Source organism: Cupriavidus sp. GW821-FHT07C08, assembly GCF_059419025.1.
Window position 1 is genome coordinate 65,875 of the sequence record NZ_JBWKQZ010000010.1, and the last position, 16,271, is coordinate 82,145.

A 16,271-nucleotide genomic window follows, 5' to 3' on the forward strand; every position below is an offset into this window, starting at 1 on the left:
CGCGGCGGGCCACAACTGCGGGCGCTTCCAGGAGATAGTCGAGGTAAGCAGATAGCACGGCGCCGCAAAGTTAACATTGCAGCTGGCGGTTTACAACCGGTTCTGCGGCTAACAATGAAAAATGCCGTTCAGTGCTTAACTGAACGACATTACGCAGCGGGGTGGGCTTGTTTTTCCGCTCCGACGGGGCGGAGGCAAATTTCTGTCAGTTACTTGGTTTCAGTGGACTGGGGGGCGGGTTGCGCGCTAACCACGTTCGCCACAGCGGAGACGCCTTGTGTGGCCTTGGCATCGGGAGATGCAGGCTTCGGCATGCTGTCCAGGAGGACCGTTACCATGCTCGGGTAGTCGAATCCAGATCCAGTTCCCATATCAACAGCGAGGCCGATAATTCCGCCAAACAGAATGTTCCCGAACACGAGGCCATTAGCCGACGACTTGGCTGTTGTGAGCGCAGGGTCGATGCTTTCTTTCTGGCACTTGATGCTCATATCGCCGAAGGCCTTGTGCACGGTAACAGAGCCGGGGGTCGTTACATACCAAGACCCTTTGTCGTTCGTCAGTTCGCATGTCGCCCCCGAAACCGGCGATCCACCTTTCATCGCTTGAACAGATACGGGTTGGCTTGAGCTACCGACGATAGACGCGCATCCAGAAAGAGCCGCGATGCTTACTGCGGCCGAAACCAATACTCCCTTCATTTCTTCTCCATGCATGGTGTTGAGAATAAAATTCATCTGCAGCAATAGGTCATCGGCGTCGCAATGCGAATTCCGTACCCCCAATGGTGGGGGTACGTGTTCACCAACCATTGCTGGACTACAAAGCTCCAAGGATCGGCAGGCGTTCGAGAAGGCCAAGTGGCAACGCGCGCTGGAGGACCTGGTGCGCAAGCGGCAAGCGGCACATGTTTGCCGCCTGCCGCGACGGCCTTCTATATCAAAGGAGCTTGCGCCTATTGCTTCGAAAACTGACCATATGCGACCAGTGAATTGTCGGGAGCCTTGATTAGATAGATGAGCGTGCGACTGTAGAGATTGCTGTTAGTTACCGGCAGGAAAGCAATCGCTGCGTTGCCGGCGTAGGTGATGCCCGCTTGCATGCTACAGCCCGCCGATGGCATGCCGGTAACGCTGAGCGTATAGAGATTCTTGCTAGAGGCAGGGGTGGCCAACAGAAGCGTTCCACTGACTGTGCAGCCGGCAACCGTCCTGCCGACGGTCGACTGGCAGGACCAAATTCCTTCAACACCATTTCCTGCAGCGGCTGTTGATAGCTATCCCGAGCATATTTCCATCCCGACGTTACGGGCCCATCGGAAGCTTCAGTTAAAGCTTTCAGCTTACCGACCGTTAGTCGTTCGGCGGGCTTGAAATTGCTTGCTTAGCGAAGACGTTCCCCCCTCCTTCCGAGGGGGGGCACACTTTGCAACACTAGTTGTATAAACGAGGCCGAAACAATTAAGCGGTGGCTTATAACAAAAAGCTGCTTGACATTTTTGCGGGTTAGGTAAAAGTATGGCAGTCATTGACTTGGTGAAGTGGAACGGTAGTCCCAACCTGCTGGCTTGGAAATTTCCTTCTGAAGAGCTGTCCACGTGGACGCAACTCATCGTCAACGAATCCCAGGAAGCGTATGTTGTACGCGGCGGAACGTACGAAGGCCCGTTTGGCGCTGGTCGCCACACCCTAAGCACTGAAAACCTCCCAGTCCTCCGTACGCTTATCGGCGTTCCGTTTGGGGGGAAATCCCCGTTCACAGCGGAAGTCTGGTACGTAAATCGAGTCACGAATCTCGACGTTCGGTGGGGTACACCGGATGCAATTCAGCTTCAAGACCCCAAGTATGGAATCATGGTTCCTGTCCGCGCCTTCGGACAGTATGGTATTCGGATCACCGAACCAAAAAAATTCCTCCTGAAGCTCGTTGGAACACTGTCGGGCTTCGACAGTGATACTCTGGCGGAGTACTTTCGAGGCGTATTTATTACTCGCATCAAAACTGAGATCGCGAACGCCATCACGCGTGCTGGAATCTCCGTCCTCGAAATCAGTACGCAACTCGAATCCCTATCTGAGGCACTAAAAACCTCGCTGTCCGCTGAAATGGCGGAATATGGAGTGGGGCTCGCGCAATTCAACATCCATTCCATCAACGTCCCCGAGGAAGACCCTGCGGTCAAGAGCCTCAAGAGCGCGCTGGCGAAACGCGCAGAGATGGGAATTATCGGCTTCACTTATCAGCAAGAAAGAAGCTTTGACGTCATGGAAACCGCTGCCGGTAACGAAGGTGCTGCTGGCACCGTTCTTGGCGCGGGCCTTGGCTTAGGCATGGGTGTTGGCATGGGTCCGGCCTTGGGGCAAGGTTATTCCCAGCTCGCCACGCAAATTCAGCCTCAGGCACCGGTACCTACCCCTCCATCCCCCGCACAACAGCCTACTGCCGCTCCAAGCAGTGGACAAGGTCGAATTAGCCCTGCTGAAAGAATTCAACTACTCAAGGAACTGGCCGAACTCCGGGCATCTGGGGTTCTTACAGATGCCGAGTTTGAAGGCGAGAAGCAGAAGATTCTGGCGAGCTAAGGGAAGCAAATAATGAATATCAAAGGGAAGCTCGCCATTGCCGGCGCACTGGTGGCGCTCACACTTCTTTTGGCGCTCTATGCTTTGCTGCCGACAGGCGCCTGGAGCCTTACGGTCACTTGTTCCGCCCTTGCCGTGGCTCTGCTGGCGGGGACGCTGATCTACCTACCCAGCCCGCTTGCGCCATCAGCGAGGACCAACGCCGGCAGACTAGCGTTGCTTGGCCCGATGGGACTGACCATCGCCGTCGCCTTCCTCCTTGCTTGCGCCGCTCTTGTCGTTGCGCTGTTTTCCCGCGATGCATTCGCCTGGACACTGCTGATCTTCTCAATCGGTAGCTTTGTTGTGGGAAGTGTCCTGGCTAGCTCGGCAGCTACGATTGTGGACAAGGCAGTCCAGGCCTCAGCCCCTCGCTATCAGCATGAGTGGATGCATCAGCTCCAGTCGCTTGCTGGCAGCTTCGATGACAAGACTGTTTCAGACCGTTGCGCAAAGCTGGCGGAAGACATGCGATACGCCCCTTCACCCGTTAATGGCGTAGCAGTTCCTGAGGCCGCAGCCATTGCTGTCGAGATAAGCATGCTGCAAGCAGCTGCCACTAGTGCCGACGTGAACAAAGCCAATCTGACGTTGAGCAAGCTTGAGCGCCTGCTCACGCAACACTGGCAGGCCCTCATTGCCGCTCGCTCACACGCGTAACTACTGATTAAACGGGGAGAAGTGGTTTGGAAAATAGTGAGCACAAACTCATCTGCAAGGGCTGTGGAGCGAGTCTGGAGTATTCGGCTGGAGCGCGCGCCCTAAAATGCGTGTATTGCTCGGCCGTCACGGAGATTCCTGCCGCAGAAGAGGAAGCACTGGCGGATGCACCGACCCTCGTTGTGCCAATGGCTGTCACTAGGGCACAGCTGGAAGACGCTGTCTATCAGCATCTGGCCTCCGGGAAGTACACGCCAGACAACCTGCTGGAACATGCCACCTTTACCAAGGTCGAGCAGTTCTATGCACCGGCCTACGTTTTCTCCGGGCGTTTTGAGGCCGAGTGGACCGCCAGCTTCGGTTATGACCGGACCGAGCACTACACCGTCTTCGAGCGCGACGCCCAGGGAAATTCGCGGCCGGTAACAAAAACTAAGACCGTCACAGACTGGCGCCCGGTAAACGGTACCGACTCCGGAAGATTCGCGGTGCTGACATACGCCGGCAGTCGTCTGCAGCAGAGCGCGCTTCCTCTTACCTCAAATCTCATTGAGCTTTGCCAGGGGCGTGCAGACGCAACCGACTACGACGTGTCGTACACGAGTGGCGTGGAGATCGAAGCGTTCTCCGTTACTCAGTCAGACGCGTATCAAGGCAGGGGTAAAGCGCTTGTCGATGCTGTCATCGACGATAGCGTCAAACAGCACGCGCAGGGAGACCGCCAGAAAGACTGGCATTGGACTGCGTCTACCTCAAAGCAGTGCTCTACGCTGATATTGCCTGTCTGTCGTGTCGTCTACGAATACGAGGGAAATTCGTATGAGGTTTGGACGGACGGCACGAGCACGGCCAATCTCGTAGCCGATGCCTCGCCAGAGGACCACAGCAGAAAGAAGTCGGTACGGATGGGATTCATTCCCGCCGCGGTCGCTGCCGTATCCGCAGGGGGTATCACCTTCTTCGGTGGCAATGCGGTTGGCCACATCGACAGCCCAGGATTGATGCTGAGCGCAGTGGGTGCTGCAGTACTCTATGGCGCTGTTCGACGCCACTCGATCCTCTCTTACTCACAGCGCCTGCGTCAGTCACTACTCGCGCAGAAGAAGCTTGCCGCCATCAATACGTCCGAGCTCGACGAAGAGCAACGGAAGAAGCTGATGGATGCTTGCCAGCGCCCGAACCGTCCGGCGCTGTCTACTACTGCGCGAGACAAGCTAGTTCTGCCGTTGGCTTCGGTCGTGGCACTGGCTGTAGTGTTGGCGCCGCCTCTGTCTAAGGGGGTGAGAACAAGAGCAGGTGAGCCGGACGTCATCGCATCGCGAAACATTGCAACTTACGAGGCACCACGGGCGACTCCAGTGCAGGCGAGCCCGAACGCCACGGAAGTGCAACAGCCTGCTCCGGCTGTGCAGCCGGCGCCCGAGGTAGCACCTCAGGCACAGTCCGCCCCGGCTTCTGCGCCTCCTCAACCGTCAGCGCCCGCCAACACCGCGGCCTTGCCGCAGGATATCGGTGGTGTATTGCAATACGTCGCTGCGGCCGACTGGCGTAATGTCGATGCGCTCACAGAGCGTATGCAGCAGCAGGCGGCGCCGTCGGCGGGGAGCCGCGACCGTGCTACGGCTCGAAGTGCGAACGCGGAAGGAAAGGCAGCCCTCCAACGGGCTGACTACAGCCAGGCAATTATCTCTTTCAAGCGCGGCGTTGAGGCTGACCCAGTCGACATTGAGCTACTCAACAACCTCGGGTATGCGCTGAGCGAAGGCGGGCAGCAGGCGGATGCATTGACGGTGCTCGGGGAAGTTCTGCGTCGCGCGCCTCGTAGGACGGCGGCGTGGGCAAATCTCTCCACCAGCCTTGCGGAACTGGGACAGCCTGAACAGGCGAAATTTGCACTAATGGCGGGGCTGCACTTCTCCGGGCAGCGTGAGCGAACGATCGAGTTCTTGCGTCAGCAGAGCACGGCCGGACGTTCGAGTGCTATCCGGGAAGTGAGCAACGCGGTCTATCAAGGGGCGGACGCTGTTCCTACGCTGGTGGCACAGGGACAGCCGACATCGGCCCCAAGACTTGTATCTGACCAGGAGCGGGGTGCAGGAGCTAAGCCCTCGGAAGCTCGCGCGCGAGCACAGGCCGAAGATGCATATGTGAAGCAGATGAATCAGCAGCTTGAACGCCAACTCAAAGAACTGAACTCGCAACGATGAAAACAAGAGCTAGCTTCGCAATTTGCACTATCACCTCTGCCTGTCTTCTTCTGTCCGGCTGCGCCACGAACGGTACCGTTAGTGGTTCGAATGCTGGCGACCAAGCAGCCGTCGGTGCTGGATTGGGCGCCGTCGCGGGTTTCGCGCTGTGTAAGGCAGTTGGCGGTTCCAATGTGGCCTGCAGGAATGCCGCTATTCTGGCGGGCGCAGCAGGGGGCTTCCTCGGCTGGCGCAACGGTAAGGAAAAGGACCTTTCCGAAGCCAGGACTCTTGAGGCATCGCTAAAGGCACAGAACATGCCGGTAAAGACCGACACTGCGACTTTGGTTCAGAAGGATGACGCAGGCAAGGCTGTCAATGTCGATGCGTGGAAAGGTACTACCGTGGGGCTGCCTCCAACCATGCTGGCCAAGCGCAGCCCTGACCTTCAGAAGAGCGTGGAACTCACCGGTAAGCTTGCTGCTTCCCGCTCGGAACCGTGCCAGGTTCTCGTTTCAGTCCCACCGAATGACAGGTCTGCGGTCGTAGGTTGGTTGAATAACGGTATGGCTCAAGGCGGGAATGCAGGGCAGCCGGCTCCCGACGTACGCGTGGTGGCTAGCAAGCCCGGAGATGTCCCCTTCCTCCGAGTCCAGCCGCAGAACCAGCAGCAGTTTGCCGATTCTCCCCGCTCCGCAACGGTGGGGTAATCGAAGCCAAAGCTCTGCAGTGCCCAAGCATCTCGCCGGTCTAACGCCGGCGAGATGCTTGGGCGGGCTAAAGCAGTTGGCTGACCCAGTAGAACCGCCGCGCAAGCCCCGTCTCTTCAGGGCGGGGTAAGCGGCGCAGAGTTCGATATGGGAGAAGGCTAAAACCGAGTCTTAGACTCGGTATGTTAGCTTCCTCTCCTACTCCGACCGTCACTCGCGTCCTGCGCCTGCGCATCAAGGACAAACACGCCGCCTGGCTTCGTGCGCAGGCGCGGGAGGTGAACTTCGTGTGGAATTTCGCCAATGAACTTTCGGCGCGCGTGTTCGAGCGTGAGCGGCGCTTTATCGGGGCCTACGAGTTGCAGAAGTACACCGACGGCGCGACCAAGGCAGGGCTGGGCTTGCATAGCCACACGGTGCAGGAGATCGGGCAAGAGTATTGTCGCCGTCGAAAACAATTCAAGAAGGTCAAGCTGCGTTGGCGCGCCAGCGGCGGGGCCCGCCGTAGCTTGGGCTGGGTTCCGTTCAAAACCGGAGCGCTGAAATATGGGCACGGCCAGGTGCGCTTCAACGGCCGCTGGTTGTCGCTGTGGGACAGCTACGGTTTGTCGGGATACGACCTACGGGCCGGCAACTTCAGTGAGGATGCCAGTGGGCGCTGGTACCTGAACGTGACTGTCAAGGTGCCAGTCGCTGCGCGCTCGGAAGGCCGAGCTTCGGTCGGCATCGACTTGGGACTGAAGGACTTCGCCGCGACAAGCGACGGGCAAGTGCTGGCGGCCCAGCGGTTCTACCGTCGGTATGAAGCGGCGCTCGGCAAGGCCCAGCGGGCGTGCAAGAAGAAGCGCGTCGCCGCCCTTCACGCCAAAGTCAGGAATTGCAGAAATGACTTTCTGCACAAGCAGTCCACGGCGATCGTACGGAAGTATGGTGCTATCTTCATCGGCAACGTGAACGCCTCCGCGCTCGCCCAGACCAACATGGCCAAGTCTGTGTTGGATGCGGGCTGGAGCGCGTTCCGCACCATGCTCCAGTACAAATGCGATAGCGCGGGGGTGTGGTTCGAGGAGGTCGATGAACGCTATTCCACGCAAACCTGTTCCTGCTGCGAGGCTCGAACAGGTCCCACGGGGCAGGAGGCTCTCAGCATCAGAGAGTGGACCTGTCCGGTGTGTCAAACCTCACACGAGCGCGATGTCAACGCAGCAAAGAATATCCTGCGTACGGGACTGTTTAGCATGGAACAGGCATTTGCCACAGCGGCCGGTAAAGCCGCTGTGAATGAGGCTTCGTCAGAAGCCGGGGGCGGGCGTGCCCCTCTTGCAGAAGGAATCTCCGTCCTTTAGGGCGGAGAGGACGTCAACGGAAAGACCAGTTTGCCCGTCTGGAACCTTAGACATCCAAGCTGCATTTATAGCGCTGATGCCAATACGTTTTTCACCGATGCAAATTCGGTACTGTTTCCACAAGGGATCGCCAATAATAACTTCCGCAGATGTCATGCGCTTTTCGAAGGCAAAGTACGCGGCCTGAGGTTCGGTACAGAGCGAGACAACGCTGTCTTCAATTGCAGCTTCCCCGGCTTCACGCACGCGCTCAATCAAAATATCGCGCGCCATGGAAGATGCTTTGAATGTCCCATCGTGATTACCAGGGAAACAGACGAAATGCACAGGAGTATCGGAGGATAATTCTCCGCGAATATCTCCAATCAAATTCTTGAAGAACGTCTCCGCAACTGCTTATTCTTGCTCCGCACCGGAAAAAACAATATCTCCCGTGACAACGCAGATTACCGACCTTGCCCCAATCTACGCCCCAACCGCTCGGACGCATCAGCACGCGCGACGGTCGGAGCGGGGATGGCCCATATGGAATCCAATGTTATCGAATCGTGCCTGACCGAGTGCCAGGCATGGAGAAAATTGACGCCGGGTTTTCGCCGCCCCACCAATTGGGGTGGCGGTAGCGGCCCCATGGGTCCGCATGCCTGAGGATCCGAGGCGTGATCACCGGACGGAGAGCGCCCTTCGCCTTCGCCTTACCAAAAACCAGGCCACCGCTACGCCACGGTCATAGTCGAGCAAGCGGCGTGTATATGGGATTTCTCCTCCAGCCACGCTACGAGTCCCCTCTGGGTACTGCATCCTGTTGCCTCGTATTGCAATCAGACATGGAAGCGCGACACACCGGTACGCAGGTCGTTGGCAACCACCGTTAGCTGGTCAATCGCCTGGCCCGATTGGCGTAGCGATTCGACAGTTTGCCCGGCCGCCTCGGACAATTGCATTAGGGCGTGATTAATCTGATCGGCGTTCTCAGCCTGAGCCTGGACGCCCTCGTTGACCAACTGCACTCGCGGAGCCAACGACTGCACCTCACCGATGATCTGAGACATCTGATCGCTGACCTCCGCTCCTTCGGAGATTCCACGCCGCACTTCCTCGATGAACTTGTCGATGCTCATGACACTGGAAGCCAAAGCAGACTGGATTTCGCGCACGATCCGCTCAATGTCGTAGGTGGCAACTGCGGTCTGGTCCGCCAAGCGGCGGATTTCGGTGGCGACAACGGAGAAGCCGCGACCGACATCTCCCGCCTTCTCGGCCTCGATGGCGGCATTGAGTGACAACAGGTTCGTCTGGTCTGCGACCTTGGCAATCGCGGTGACCACATGGCTGATATCGCCAGCTTTCTCGTTGAGAGTGGCCAACTTGGCATGGACGGAACCAGCGGTCTCCATCACGTGGTCCATGGTGGTACCCATGTGGGCCAGAATCAACTGGCCCTTACCGGCTAGGCCGGCGGTTTGTTCCGCAGCGCCGGACACTTCGTCCATGGTGCGTACAAGATCGAGCGACGTGGCGGAGATCTGGCGCGAAGTGGCGCTAATCTCTGCGGCGGTTGCGGCAGTCTGAGTGGCGGTAGCCTGCTGTTGACGTGCGGTTGCTGCGATCTCGTTCACCGAAGTGGTTACTTGTATGGCAGACCGCTGAGTGTGCTCGACCAGCCCAGTGAGGTCCCCCGCCATCCGATTGAAGCCTTGCTCCACGGCCAGGAACTCGTCCTTGCGGTTCAGGGCCAGGCGATGGCGCAGGTCGCCACCGCGCAAGTTGGCTAGCAGTCCCACGATGCCCTGCATTGGCACGGTGATCGTGCGCAATACCAGATGTCCGCAGATCGCAGCAGCAACAACCGCTACGAGCAAGGACACCGATATGCTCATCTTTGCCAACTCAACGGAGCGGGTGATGCCGGAGGCTGCTCGGTCGGCCTTGCTATCGCTGTTATCCACCAGCGCCTGCGCGGCTTTGCGGCCCTCGACCCAGGTGGTATGGAGCGGACCAAGAAGAGCAGCCTGGGCTGCTGTTGCGCCTTGCCAGGAACTAGATTCGCTGAACATACGCGACATTTGTTCGTATTTGGCACGGATTGCCTTGTACGCATGGAAGCGCGTTCTGTCGTCATCACTGACGATAGTGGCTTCGTAGCTTTGCTCGAATGCGTTTAAACGCTGCTGGGCGTCGCGGGTCAGTATGAAATACCGCTGGCGTTCTTCGTCACTGGTAGCGGTCATTGTTTGCCAGCCAAGGACGTAGAGTTCTCCCCATGTCGCGCGCATTGCAGTACTGAAATGGAGTCCCGGCAACGCATCCTTTTGCATGCTGTCGCTTTCGTGATGTATTGCAGAAAGTCGGTTGAACGCGACTACCCCCATCAGCCCCATTATCAGCAGGATGAGAGCGAAGCTGGCCAAGATGCGAGTTCGAATGGTCCAGTGGTTCACGGTGCGGCTCGGATTAGGAAACTAATTTAACGGTAAAGTGCCTCAAGCGACGAGCGTCGCCGCGAAGGCGGCTGTAGGGGGAAGAGGCAGGCATTGGTGTCGGGGATTGCGGAACGATCTCAGACGAATGCATCGTGGATGCGTACGCATAGGGAATAGGGGCAAGAGGTGTCATGCACCACCCTACCTCTAGTCGGCTCCTGGATCGAAAAGCCGATTTTCCCATCAGAAAGCCAGCTCATTCATCGGCAAAAGGCGGGCAACTAAGAACCCCTCATCGGTGGTAGGCGGTTCCTTACAGAGCTGTGGTGCGGCGTCATCCACCAACAACGACAGTGTCGAATGTTTTTGAGAGTCGGGACCGTTTGCGATTCCCAACAGGCAGCGGGAACAGGTCTGCGTGGGGCGTTCAGTGACCTCCTCGAACCACGCGCTCGGGCTATCGCAGTTACCGATTTACTTGCGTCGCTGCTCACAAACCTCATATATAAGCATTTCCTTAATAAGAAATCAGTATTTACCTAAATTTAGAAGCTGACCATTCGAGCCGTTTACCCTGATGGCGGATGGTTATTCAATCCTTGGGGTAACTCTGAGGGATGCATGGTTGTGCGTTTCGCTCCAATTCCAGCGCTTCACGAGAGTAGCGAGGTCCGGATCGGTGAGCGCAAGCGCTGAAGAAAACTAAATATAGGGGAATTTTAAATGAATACGGGGAAAATGAATATTGCAACCCGATTTGGGCTAACTTCCGTCTTGTTCCTTTCTCTTTTTGCAGTCTGCACATGGCTTGGCATGTCAGGCTCGGGGTTGTTGAGCGACGCAACGAAATTTATTGTAGAGGATAAATACAATAAGGTAGTTTTGGCGTACGATATTATTGATATCGTTAATCGAAACTCCAGTGGCATGGCGAATATCCTGCTTTTGGAAAATAAATCCGATATTGATCGAGAAAGGCAGACTATTCTGGATGGTCAAGAAGAAAGTTCCAAGAACTACTCCCGATTGGAAGCTGCCGTCAGATCGGAGCGAGGAAATGAGTTGCTCCGGAACGTTTTGGAAGCCAGGAATCGATATGGAACGTCGCAAAATGAATTTATGGAGCTGGCTGCTTCCGGGAAGAGGCAGGAAGCCAAAGAACTGTTTCTGACCAAGTTGCGCGAGGATCAACGGAGCTACTTCGATGCTCTCAAGGGGCTGATCAGGCATCAGACCGAAAGTGTTATCGAGACCGGCAATCAAGCTGCAGGAATCTATCAGGCCACACGCACCAAGCTGTTTTGCCTCGCCGCTTTGGCGTTCATAGTGGGTATTGGTCTGTCGGTGTGGCTCGGCCGTTCCCTTATCATTCCCTTGCGCAAGGCTATCAAGGTTGCGCACACCGTTGCCAACGGAGATCTGAGCTGCAAGATAGAAGTTGAAGCGAAAGATGAGACTGGCCTTCTTCTCCTCTCGCTGAAACAGATGAATGACAGTCTTGCACGGGCCGTCTCGGAGGTACGCGTCGGTGCTGATTCGATTGCTACCTCGACTAGCCAGATAGCTGCGGGCAATCAAGACCTGTCAGCTCGCACTGAGCAGCAGGCTGCGTCGCTGGAGCAGACTGCGGCGAGCATGACTGAGTTGACCGAGACGGTGAGGCAGAACGCCGAGAACGCTAGGCAGGCCAGTTCGTTGGCCGTCAAGGCGCGAGAGGTGGCAGGTATGGGCGGCCAGGAAGTCGCAGCCATGGTAGAAGCCATTGATGAGATCAACTCTGACGCCGCGAGGATTGCTGAGATTACCGGAATGATCGAAGGGATCGCCTTCCAAACCAATATTCTGGCGCTCAATGCCGCCGTCGAAGCAGCCCGCGCAGGCGAACAGGGGCGCGGCTTCGCCGTGGTGGCAGGGGAGGTTCGGTCCCTCGCACAACGTGCATCAGGTGCAGCGAAGGAAATCAAAGAACTGCTTGGGGCGTCGGCGCTTAAAATGAATGAAGGCGCCCAACGAGTGAGTAGCGTAAACGTTGCTTTCAGTCAGATCGATAAGGCAATCACGCAGGTCTCCGACGTTATCGAAGAAATCTCTGCCGCTTCCGAGGAGCAGACTAAGGGCATCGAGCAGGTGCATCAGGCAGTCAATCAGATCGACGAAGTGACCCAGCAGAACGCTGCTTTGGTAGAAGAAGCGGCGGCGGCGGCCCAGTCGATGCAGGAGCAGGCTGGCAAGATGAAGCAGGTAGTCATGTTCTTCAAGCTCGGGAATGAATCGGCTGAGTCTTCAAGATTCTCTATCGTTCAATCATCCACACCGACACGACCGGCAAGCGGAGTTGCAATGCCGGGAAAATCACGTGAGCCCGCAGGACGTCCCTTGGCCAGGATTGCCGTCAAGAGCAATCAGGCTCCGGCATCGGCAGAAGGTGGGGATTGGCATAGCTTCTGATTAGCAGAAGTCTACTCGCTTTTGCCGCGGCGGCCGGTCAAGCCGCTGTAATAAGGCCTCGTCAGGGGCGGGGGGCAGACGTGCCCCTCTTGCAGAAGGAATCTCCGTCCTTTCGGGCGGAGAGGACGTCCATTGCAGATCTATCACTCGGTGGAACTTAAACGCTTCTTCCATTCTCAATAGCCCCATGCCCATGCGCAGGATGACCTCACCGCATTGACGTCTCGGTCGTGTCTTGTTTGGCACACCGAACAGGTCCATTTTCGCAGGCTTAATCCTGCGAGACCTACGCGAGCCGTAGAGCCTGCAGCAGGAACAGGTCTGAGTGGAATAGCGTTCATCAACTTCCTCGAGCCACACGCCTGCGCCATCGCATTTATACTAAAGCATGGGCCGGAACGCTCCAAGCTGAGCGTTTCGATGTGCGGTGCTCGACTACAAGAAAATCAGTAAATTCTTACATAGGTCAGCTTCCAGTTATTTGGCCAGCTGCCGTAAACGAAATAGATGGACTAGATCGAGAACGCGGGCCGTCCCAGTCGCCTCTCGCATCGGAAAGGCCGAGGACCACCTCGAGTATGATTCTGAAGAAACTGCAGGGTGAAACAAACTGATGCACTCAACCGACCGCGTTGATCGAGCCAATGCCATGTCAGAGAGCATCGAATGCGAGTATTGCATTCTGGCAGGTGACTTGCCCGTTCCCATTCTCGGGTATGACGCCCTATACCAACGGCGTTATGCGAATCCTGCCGCAGTCGAGATGCTGCGTCGCAAAGTCGGCCACGCATCAACGTTGCCAAGCGATGCGGAACTGCTTTCTTCGGAGAACCTGGAGCTATACGAAAGCGCGATTCGAGAGGTTGCCGAGACGGGTGCGCCGCGCGATCTTGAACTTGCGTGCGATTCACCTCTCCTCTTCGGAAGTAATTCTTGTTTTGTCCGCCTTGTAGTTCCAACGGCTTCTGACATCAACCTCAGTGTTCTCGCTGTTTGCTTCGACATCACGGCACGCAAGCAGGCGGAGGCAAAACTTCAAGAACGAGAGGATTTTCTCAATACACTGATCGATACGATCCCAGTCCCGGTCTTCTCGAAAAGCCGGGAGGGCCGATACTTCCGCGTGAACAAGGAATTCGAGACATTCTTCGGTGCGCCAAGAGAGCATTTCTTTGGCAAAACTGTCTTCGATACTCACCCCTATGAGCTCGCGCAGATCTACCACGACATCGATGAAGCGCTCTTTGTCAACGGCGGCCTACAAAAGCATGAATTGAGAACAAGGAACGAGCTGCAGCAGGAACGCGAGGTGTCGGTCACCAAGGCGGTGTTTCAGGACAGGCAAGGCCGTGCCGCGGGGTTGATTGGTGCGATCGTTGACTTGACGGAGCAAAATCGGGCCCAGGAAGAACTCAAGCACGCGCTTGAGGTCATGGAAGGGGTCGTCGCAGCCATTCCCGATGTGCTTTTTGAAGTCGACCGAGACGGTCGTTATCTGAATATCTGGACCAACCATGACAATCTACTGGCCGCGCGCAGGGAAACGCTTCTAGGCAGGACTGTTTCGGAGGTGCTCGAACCGCAGCAAGCGGCTGCGGCGATGAAGTCCATTGAGGAGGCCGACAAAAAGGGTAAGGCTGACGGGCATTTCATCACTCTGGACTTGCCGAATGGCGAAAGGCGCTGGTTTGAGCTTTCAGCTGCGAAGCTAGGAGGCGAGGCGCCGCTCGCCGCGACATTTGTTGTCTTATCGCGCGACGTTACCGCTCGCAAGGAGGCGGAACAAGCGCTCAATATGGCGCACGCGCGGCTCTTGAGCATGCTACAAGCAATTCCAGACATGGTGTGGCATAAGAGCGCCGACGGAGTGTACCTGTCGTGCAACCACGCGTTCGAACACTTTGTCGGCAAGCAGGAACGGGAAATCCTTGGGAAGACGGATCATGACCTGTTCAACCCGGAATTGGCTGCCTTCTTTCGTGAAATGGACTGGGAGGCGATTAAGGCAAGGCGTGTTCGTGTCAACGAGGAGTGGGTCGTCTATCCAGACACTGCAGAACGAGTCTTGTTCGAAACGCGCGAGGTACCCGTATTCGACATCGATGGTAAGGTAACCGGGGTGCTCGGGCTCGCCCGGGACATCACCAAGCGCAAGCGTTTGGAAGAGCGGCTCGCCGATCGCGAGCGAGAGTTCCGTACTCTCGTCGAGCATTCCCCCGACGTCATCGTGCGTCATGGTAACGATCTGAGATGCCTCTACATCAACCCGACCTGCGCGGGTCTGTTCGGCGTTGAGCCCGCCACGATGCTCGGAAAATTGCCTTCCGAGTATCTGCAGGGACATTGTTCGTACGATTACGAGCGAAGGCTGACTGAGGTCTTCGAGAGTGGGGGCGAGAGCGAATTTGAGCTCAAGTTGAAACTTGAGGATGGCAAGGATCTTTGCAATCTGGTCAGACTGACCCCAGAGTTCGGTACGGATGGCACGGTGGCAAGCGTGCTGGCGGTGGGGCGCGACATCACGGAATTGTGCGCCACACGTGAGTATATCCAGCGAATGGCTTATTACGATCCCCTTACATCCCTACCAAACCGGGCATCGCTCGACGAGCGTCTGCGGAGAACGTTTGCGGCTGACGCAGTGAATTGCGCTGCGGGTGCCGTGATGGTGATCGACCTGGATCGTTTCAAGGGAGTAAACGATACTCTAGGCCATGCGGTCGGTGACGAACTGCTGTGCGAGGCTGCAGACCGCCTGAGCAGCTGCGTTCGCCCCATCGATACCGTGGCTCGTCTGGGCGGAGATGAGTTCGCTGTTCTGCTGCCGGATGCCGGAAGCCGCGAGGTCCTTGAAGATATTGCGAAGGCGATCATCACCAAGTTGGACGAAGGCTTCATGCTCAACGGCAGGGAGGTGTTCATTTCCTGCAGCCTGGGCATTGCACAGTATCCGGAAGATAGTGCCGACGCCGACGATCTGATGAAGTACGCGGACTCGGCAATGTATCAGGCGAAGCGTACTGGCCGGCGTGGATTCAGTTTCTATTCGAAAGATCTAACCATCGATGCCGCTAAGCGGCTTGCGCTTGAATCGGATCTGCGTCGCGCGATCGAGCGTGGGGAACTTGAGTTGCACTACCAGCCCAAGGTCTCCCTCAAAAATCACGATGTGACCGGATCGGAAGCGCTAATCAGATGGCATCGGCCCGACGTGGGCCTCGTTGCGCCGAGCGAGTTCATCCCGATTGCCGAGGAAACCGGCCTCATCGTTAAGCTTGGAGAATGGGTGCTGCGGGAAGCCTGCCGTACGGCGGCCGAATGGAACGTTGGCGGAAATGGTCTACACAGGGTGGCAGTGAACCTCTCCCCCAAACAATTCCAGTACCGGGGGCTGGCCCGCACAGTGGCGCAGATTCTTTGCGAAACGGGCTGCGAACCGCAATGGCTGGAGATCGAAATTACCGAAAACCTGCTGCTTGAGGAAAACGAGGCGACATCGGAGACGCTTTCAACCTTCAAATCGATGGGGCTCTCTATCGCCATTGACGATTTCGGTACGGGCTACTCCGCGTTTGGCTATCTAGCACGCTTTCCCATCGACACGCTGAAGATTGATAAATCGTTCGTAAGCAAGGCGATGCTTGGCCAACGTCACGCAGAATTGGTTAAGGCGATTCTGTCTATTGCTAATTGCATGGGGCAGGAAGTTATCGCCGAAGGCGTCGAGACCGTCGAGCAGGCTGCATTTCTCGCGGCTAATGGCTGTCAGTTCGCACAGGGTTTTCTCTTTAGTAGACCCTTGCCGAAGCTAGAGATGACGATGCTGCCAAGGCGCCTTCCCTTAGAGCGAGGAAACTAAGAGTTGTCGCGAATCTCC

At 56.8% G+C, this 16,271-nt stretch carries 12 protein-coding genes and 1 pseudogene; 7 read left to right on the forward strand and 6 right to left on the reverse strand.

Translation table 11 applies throughout. The features are described 5' to 3' along the window. Positions 1 to 209: 209 nt before the first annotated feature. On the reverse strand, positions 210 to 737 hold the full coding sequence (locus AC07UK_RS15105; protein WP_494687370.1) for a hypothetical protein: 528 nt from the start codon (positions 735 to 737) through the stop codon (positions 210 to 212). A 218-nt stretch (positions 738 to 955) separates the two neighbouring features. Next, the gene (locus AC07UK_RS15110; RefSeq protein WP_494687369.1) at positions 956 to 1,174 is read right to left on the reverse strand and encodes a hypothetical protein; all 219 of its coding nucleotides are present in this window, start codon (positions 1,172 to 1,174) and stop codon (positions 956 to 958) included. 343 nt (positions 1,175 to 1,517) lie between these two features. Here AC07UK_RS15110 and AC07UK_RS15115 point away from each other — a divergent pair, with 343 nt between their 5' ends. The 5 genes from AC07UK_RS15115 (at position 1,518) to AC07UK_RS15135 (ending at position 7,523) form a co-directional block, all read left to right on the forward strand. Then, the gene (locus AC07UK_RS15115; protein WP_494687368.1) at positions 1,518 to 2,582 is read left to right on the forward strand and encodes an SPFH domain-containing protein; all 1,065 of its coding nucleotides are present in this window, start codon (positions 1,518 to 1,520) and stop codon (positions 2,580 to 2,582) included. Positions 2,583 to 2,594: 12 nt separating this feature from the next. Then, positions 2,595 to 3,281 carry a hypothetical protein gene (locus AC07UK_RS15120; protein ID WP_494687367.1) on the forward strand — a complete coding sequence of 229 codons (687 nt, stop codon included), beginning with the start codon at positions 2,595 to 2,597 and terminating at the stop codon, positions 3,279 to 3,281. Positions 3,282 to 3,307: 26 nt separating this feature from the next. Then, entirely contained in the window at positions 3,308 to 5,488 is a 2,181-nt protein-coding gene (locus tag AC07UK_RS15125) for a zinc finger domain-containing protein (protein WP_494687366.1), read from the forward strand. Continuing rightward, positions 5,485 to 6,177, forward strand: coding sequence for a hypothetical protein (locus tag AC07UK_RS15130; RefSeq protein WP_494687365.1), 693 nt, complete (start codon positions 5,485 to 5,487; stop codon positions 6,175 to 6,177). The genes AC07UK_RS15125 and AC07UK_RS15130 overlap by 4 nt, the downstream gene beginning before the upstream one ends. Before the next feature lie 182 nt (positions 6,178 to 6,359). After that, the gene (locus tag AC07UK_RS15135; protein WP_494687364.1) at positions 6,360 to 7,523 is read left to right on the forward strand and encodes an RNA-guided endonuclease InsQ/TnpB family protein; all 1,164 of its coding nucleotides are present in this window, start codon (positions 6,360 to 6,362) and stop codon (positions 7,521 to 7,523) included. Here AC07UK_RS15135 and AC07UK_RS15140 read toward each other — a convergent pair. Then, positions 7,470 to 7,796, reverse strand: coding sequence for a hypothetical protein (locus AC07UK_RS15140; RefSeq protein ID WP_494687363.1), 327 nt, complete (start codon positions 7,794 to 7,796; stop codon positions 7,470 to 7,472). The two genes, AC07UK_RS15135 and AC07UK_RS15140, sit on opposite strands and share 54 nt — an antisense overlap. A gap of 548 nt (positions 7,797 to 8,344) precedes the next feature. Next, positions 8,345 to 9,964 (reverse strand): methyl-accepting chemotaxis protein, encoded by a 1,620-nt coding sequence (locus tag AC07UK_RS15145; protein WP_494687362.1) that lies wholly within the window; start codon positions 9,962 to 9,964, stop codon positions 8,345 to 8,347. 720 nt (positions 9,965 to 10,684) lie between these two features. Here AC07UK_RS15145 and AC07UK_RS15150 point away from each other — a divergent pair. Beyond that, entirely contained in the window at positions 10,685 to 12,394 is a 1,710-nt protein-coding gene (locus AC07UK_RS15150; protein ID WP_494687361.1) for a methyl-accepting chemotaxis protein, read from the forward strand. 176 nt (positions 12,395 to 12,570) lie between these two features. On the opposite strand, the gene AC07UK_RS15155 is transcribed toward AC07UK_RS15150, so the two are convergent. After that, positions 12,571 to 12,726, reverse strand: a complete 156-nt coding sequence (locus AC07UK_RS15155; RefSeq protein ID WP_494693882.1) for a zinc ribbon domain-containing protein — start codon at positions 12,724 to 12,726, stop codon at positions 12,571 to 12,573. After that, positions 12,695 to 12,763: pseudogene (locus tag AC07UK_RS15160) on the reverse strand (zinc ribbon domain-containing protein); the annotation flags it as partial. The gene AC07UK_RS15155 and the pseudogene AC07UK_RS15160, both read right to left, overlap by 32 nt. Before the next feature lie 280 nt (positions 12,764 to 13,043). On the opposite strand from AC07UK_RS15160, the gene AC07UK_RS15165 reads away from it, so the two are divergent. Next, the gene (locus AC07UK_RS15165) at positions 13,044 to 16,253 is read left to right on the forward strand and encodes a sensor domain-containing protein (RefSeq protein ID WP_494687359.1); all 3,210 of its coding nucleotides are present in this window, start codon (positions 13,044 to 13,046) and stop codon (positions 16,251 to 16,253) included. Positions 16,254 to 16,271 lie beyond the last annotated feature (18 nt).

What these genes read in the sequence shown, in the direction of transcription:
- AC07UK_RS15150 (WP_494687361.1), top strand. Translation starts at nt 10,685, where the DNA reads ATGAATATTGCAACCCGATTTGGGCTAACTTCCGTCTTGTTCCTTTCT.
- AC07UK_RS15140 (WP_494687363.1), bottom strand. Translation starts at nt 7,796, where the DNA reads ATGGCGCGCGATATTTTGATTGAGCGCGTGCGTGAAGCCGGGGAAGCT.
- AC07UK_RS15135 (WP_494687364.1), top strand. Translation starts at nt 6,360, where the DNA reads ATGTTAGCTTCCTCTCCTACTCCGACCGTCACTCGCGTCCTGCGCCTG.
- AC07UK_RS15105 (WP_494687370.1), bottom strand. Translation starts at nt 737, where the DNA reads ATGAATTTTATTCTCAACACCATGCATGGAGAAGAAATGAAGGGAGTA.
- AC07UK_RS15115 (WP_494687368.1), top strand. Translation starts at nt 1,518, where the DNA reads ATGGCAGTCATTGACTTGGTGAAGTGGAACGGTAGTCCCAACCTGCTG.
- AC07UK_RS15130 (WP_494687365.1), top strand. Translation starts at nt 5,485, where the DNA reads ATGAAAACAAGAGCTAGCTTCGCAATTTGCACTATCACCTCTGCCTGT.
- AC07UK_RS15120 (WP_494687367.1), top strand. Translation starts at nt 2,595, where the DNA reads ATGAATATCAAAGGGAAGCTCGCCATTGCCGGCGCACTGGTGGCGCTC.
- AC07UK_RS15165 (WP_494687359.1), top strand. Translation starts at nt 13,044, where the DNA reads ATGTCAGAGAGCATCGAATGCGAGTATTGCATTCTGGCAGGTGACTTG.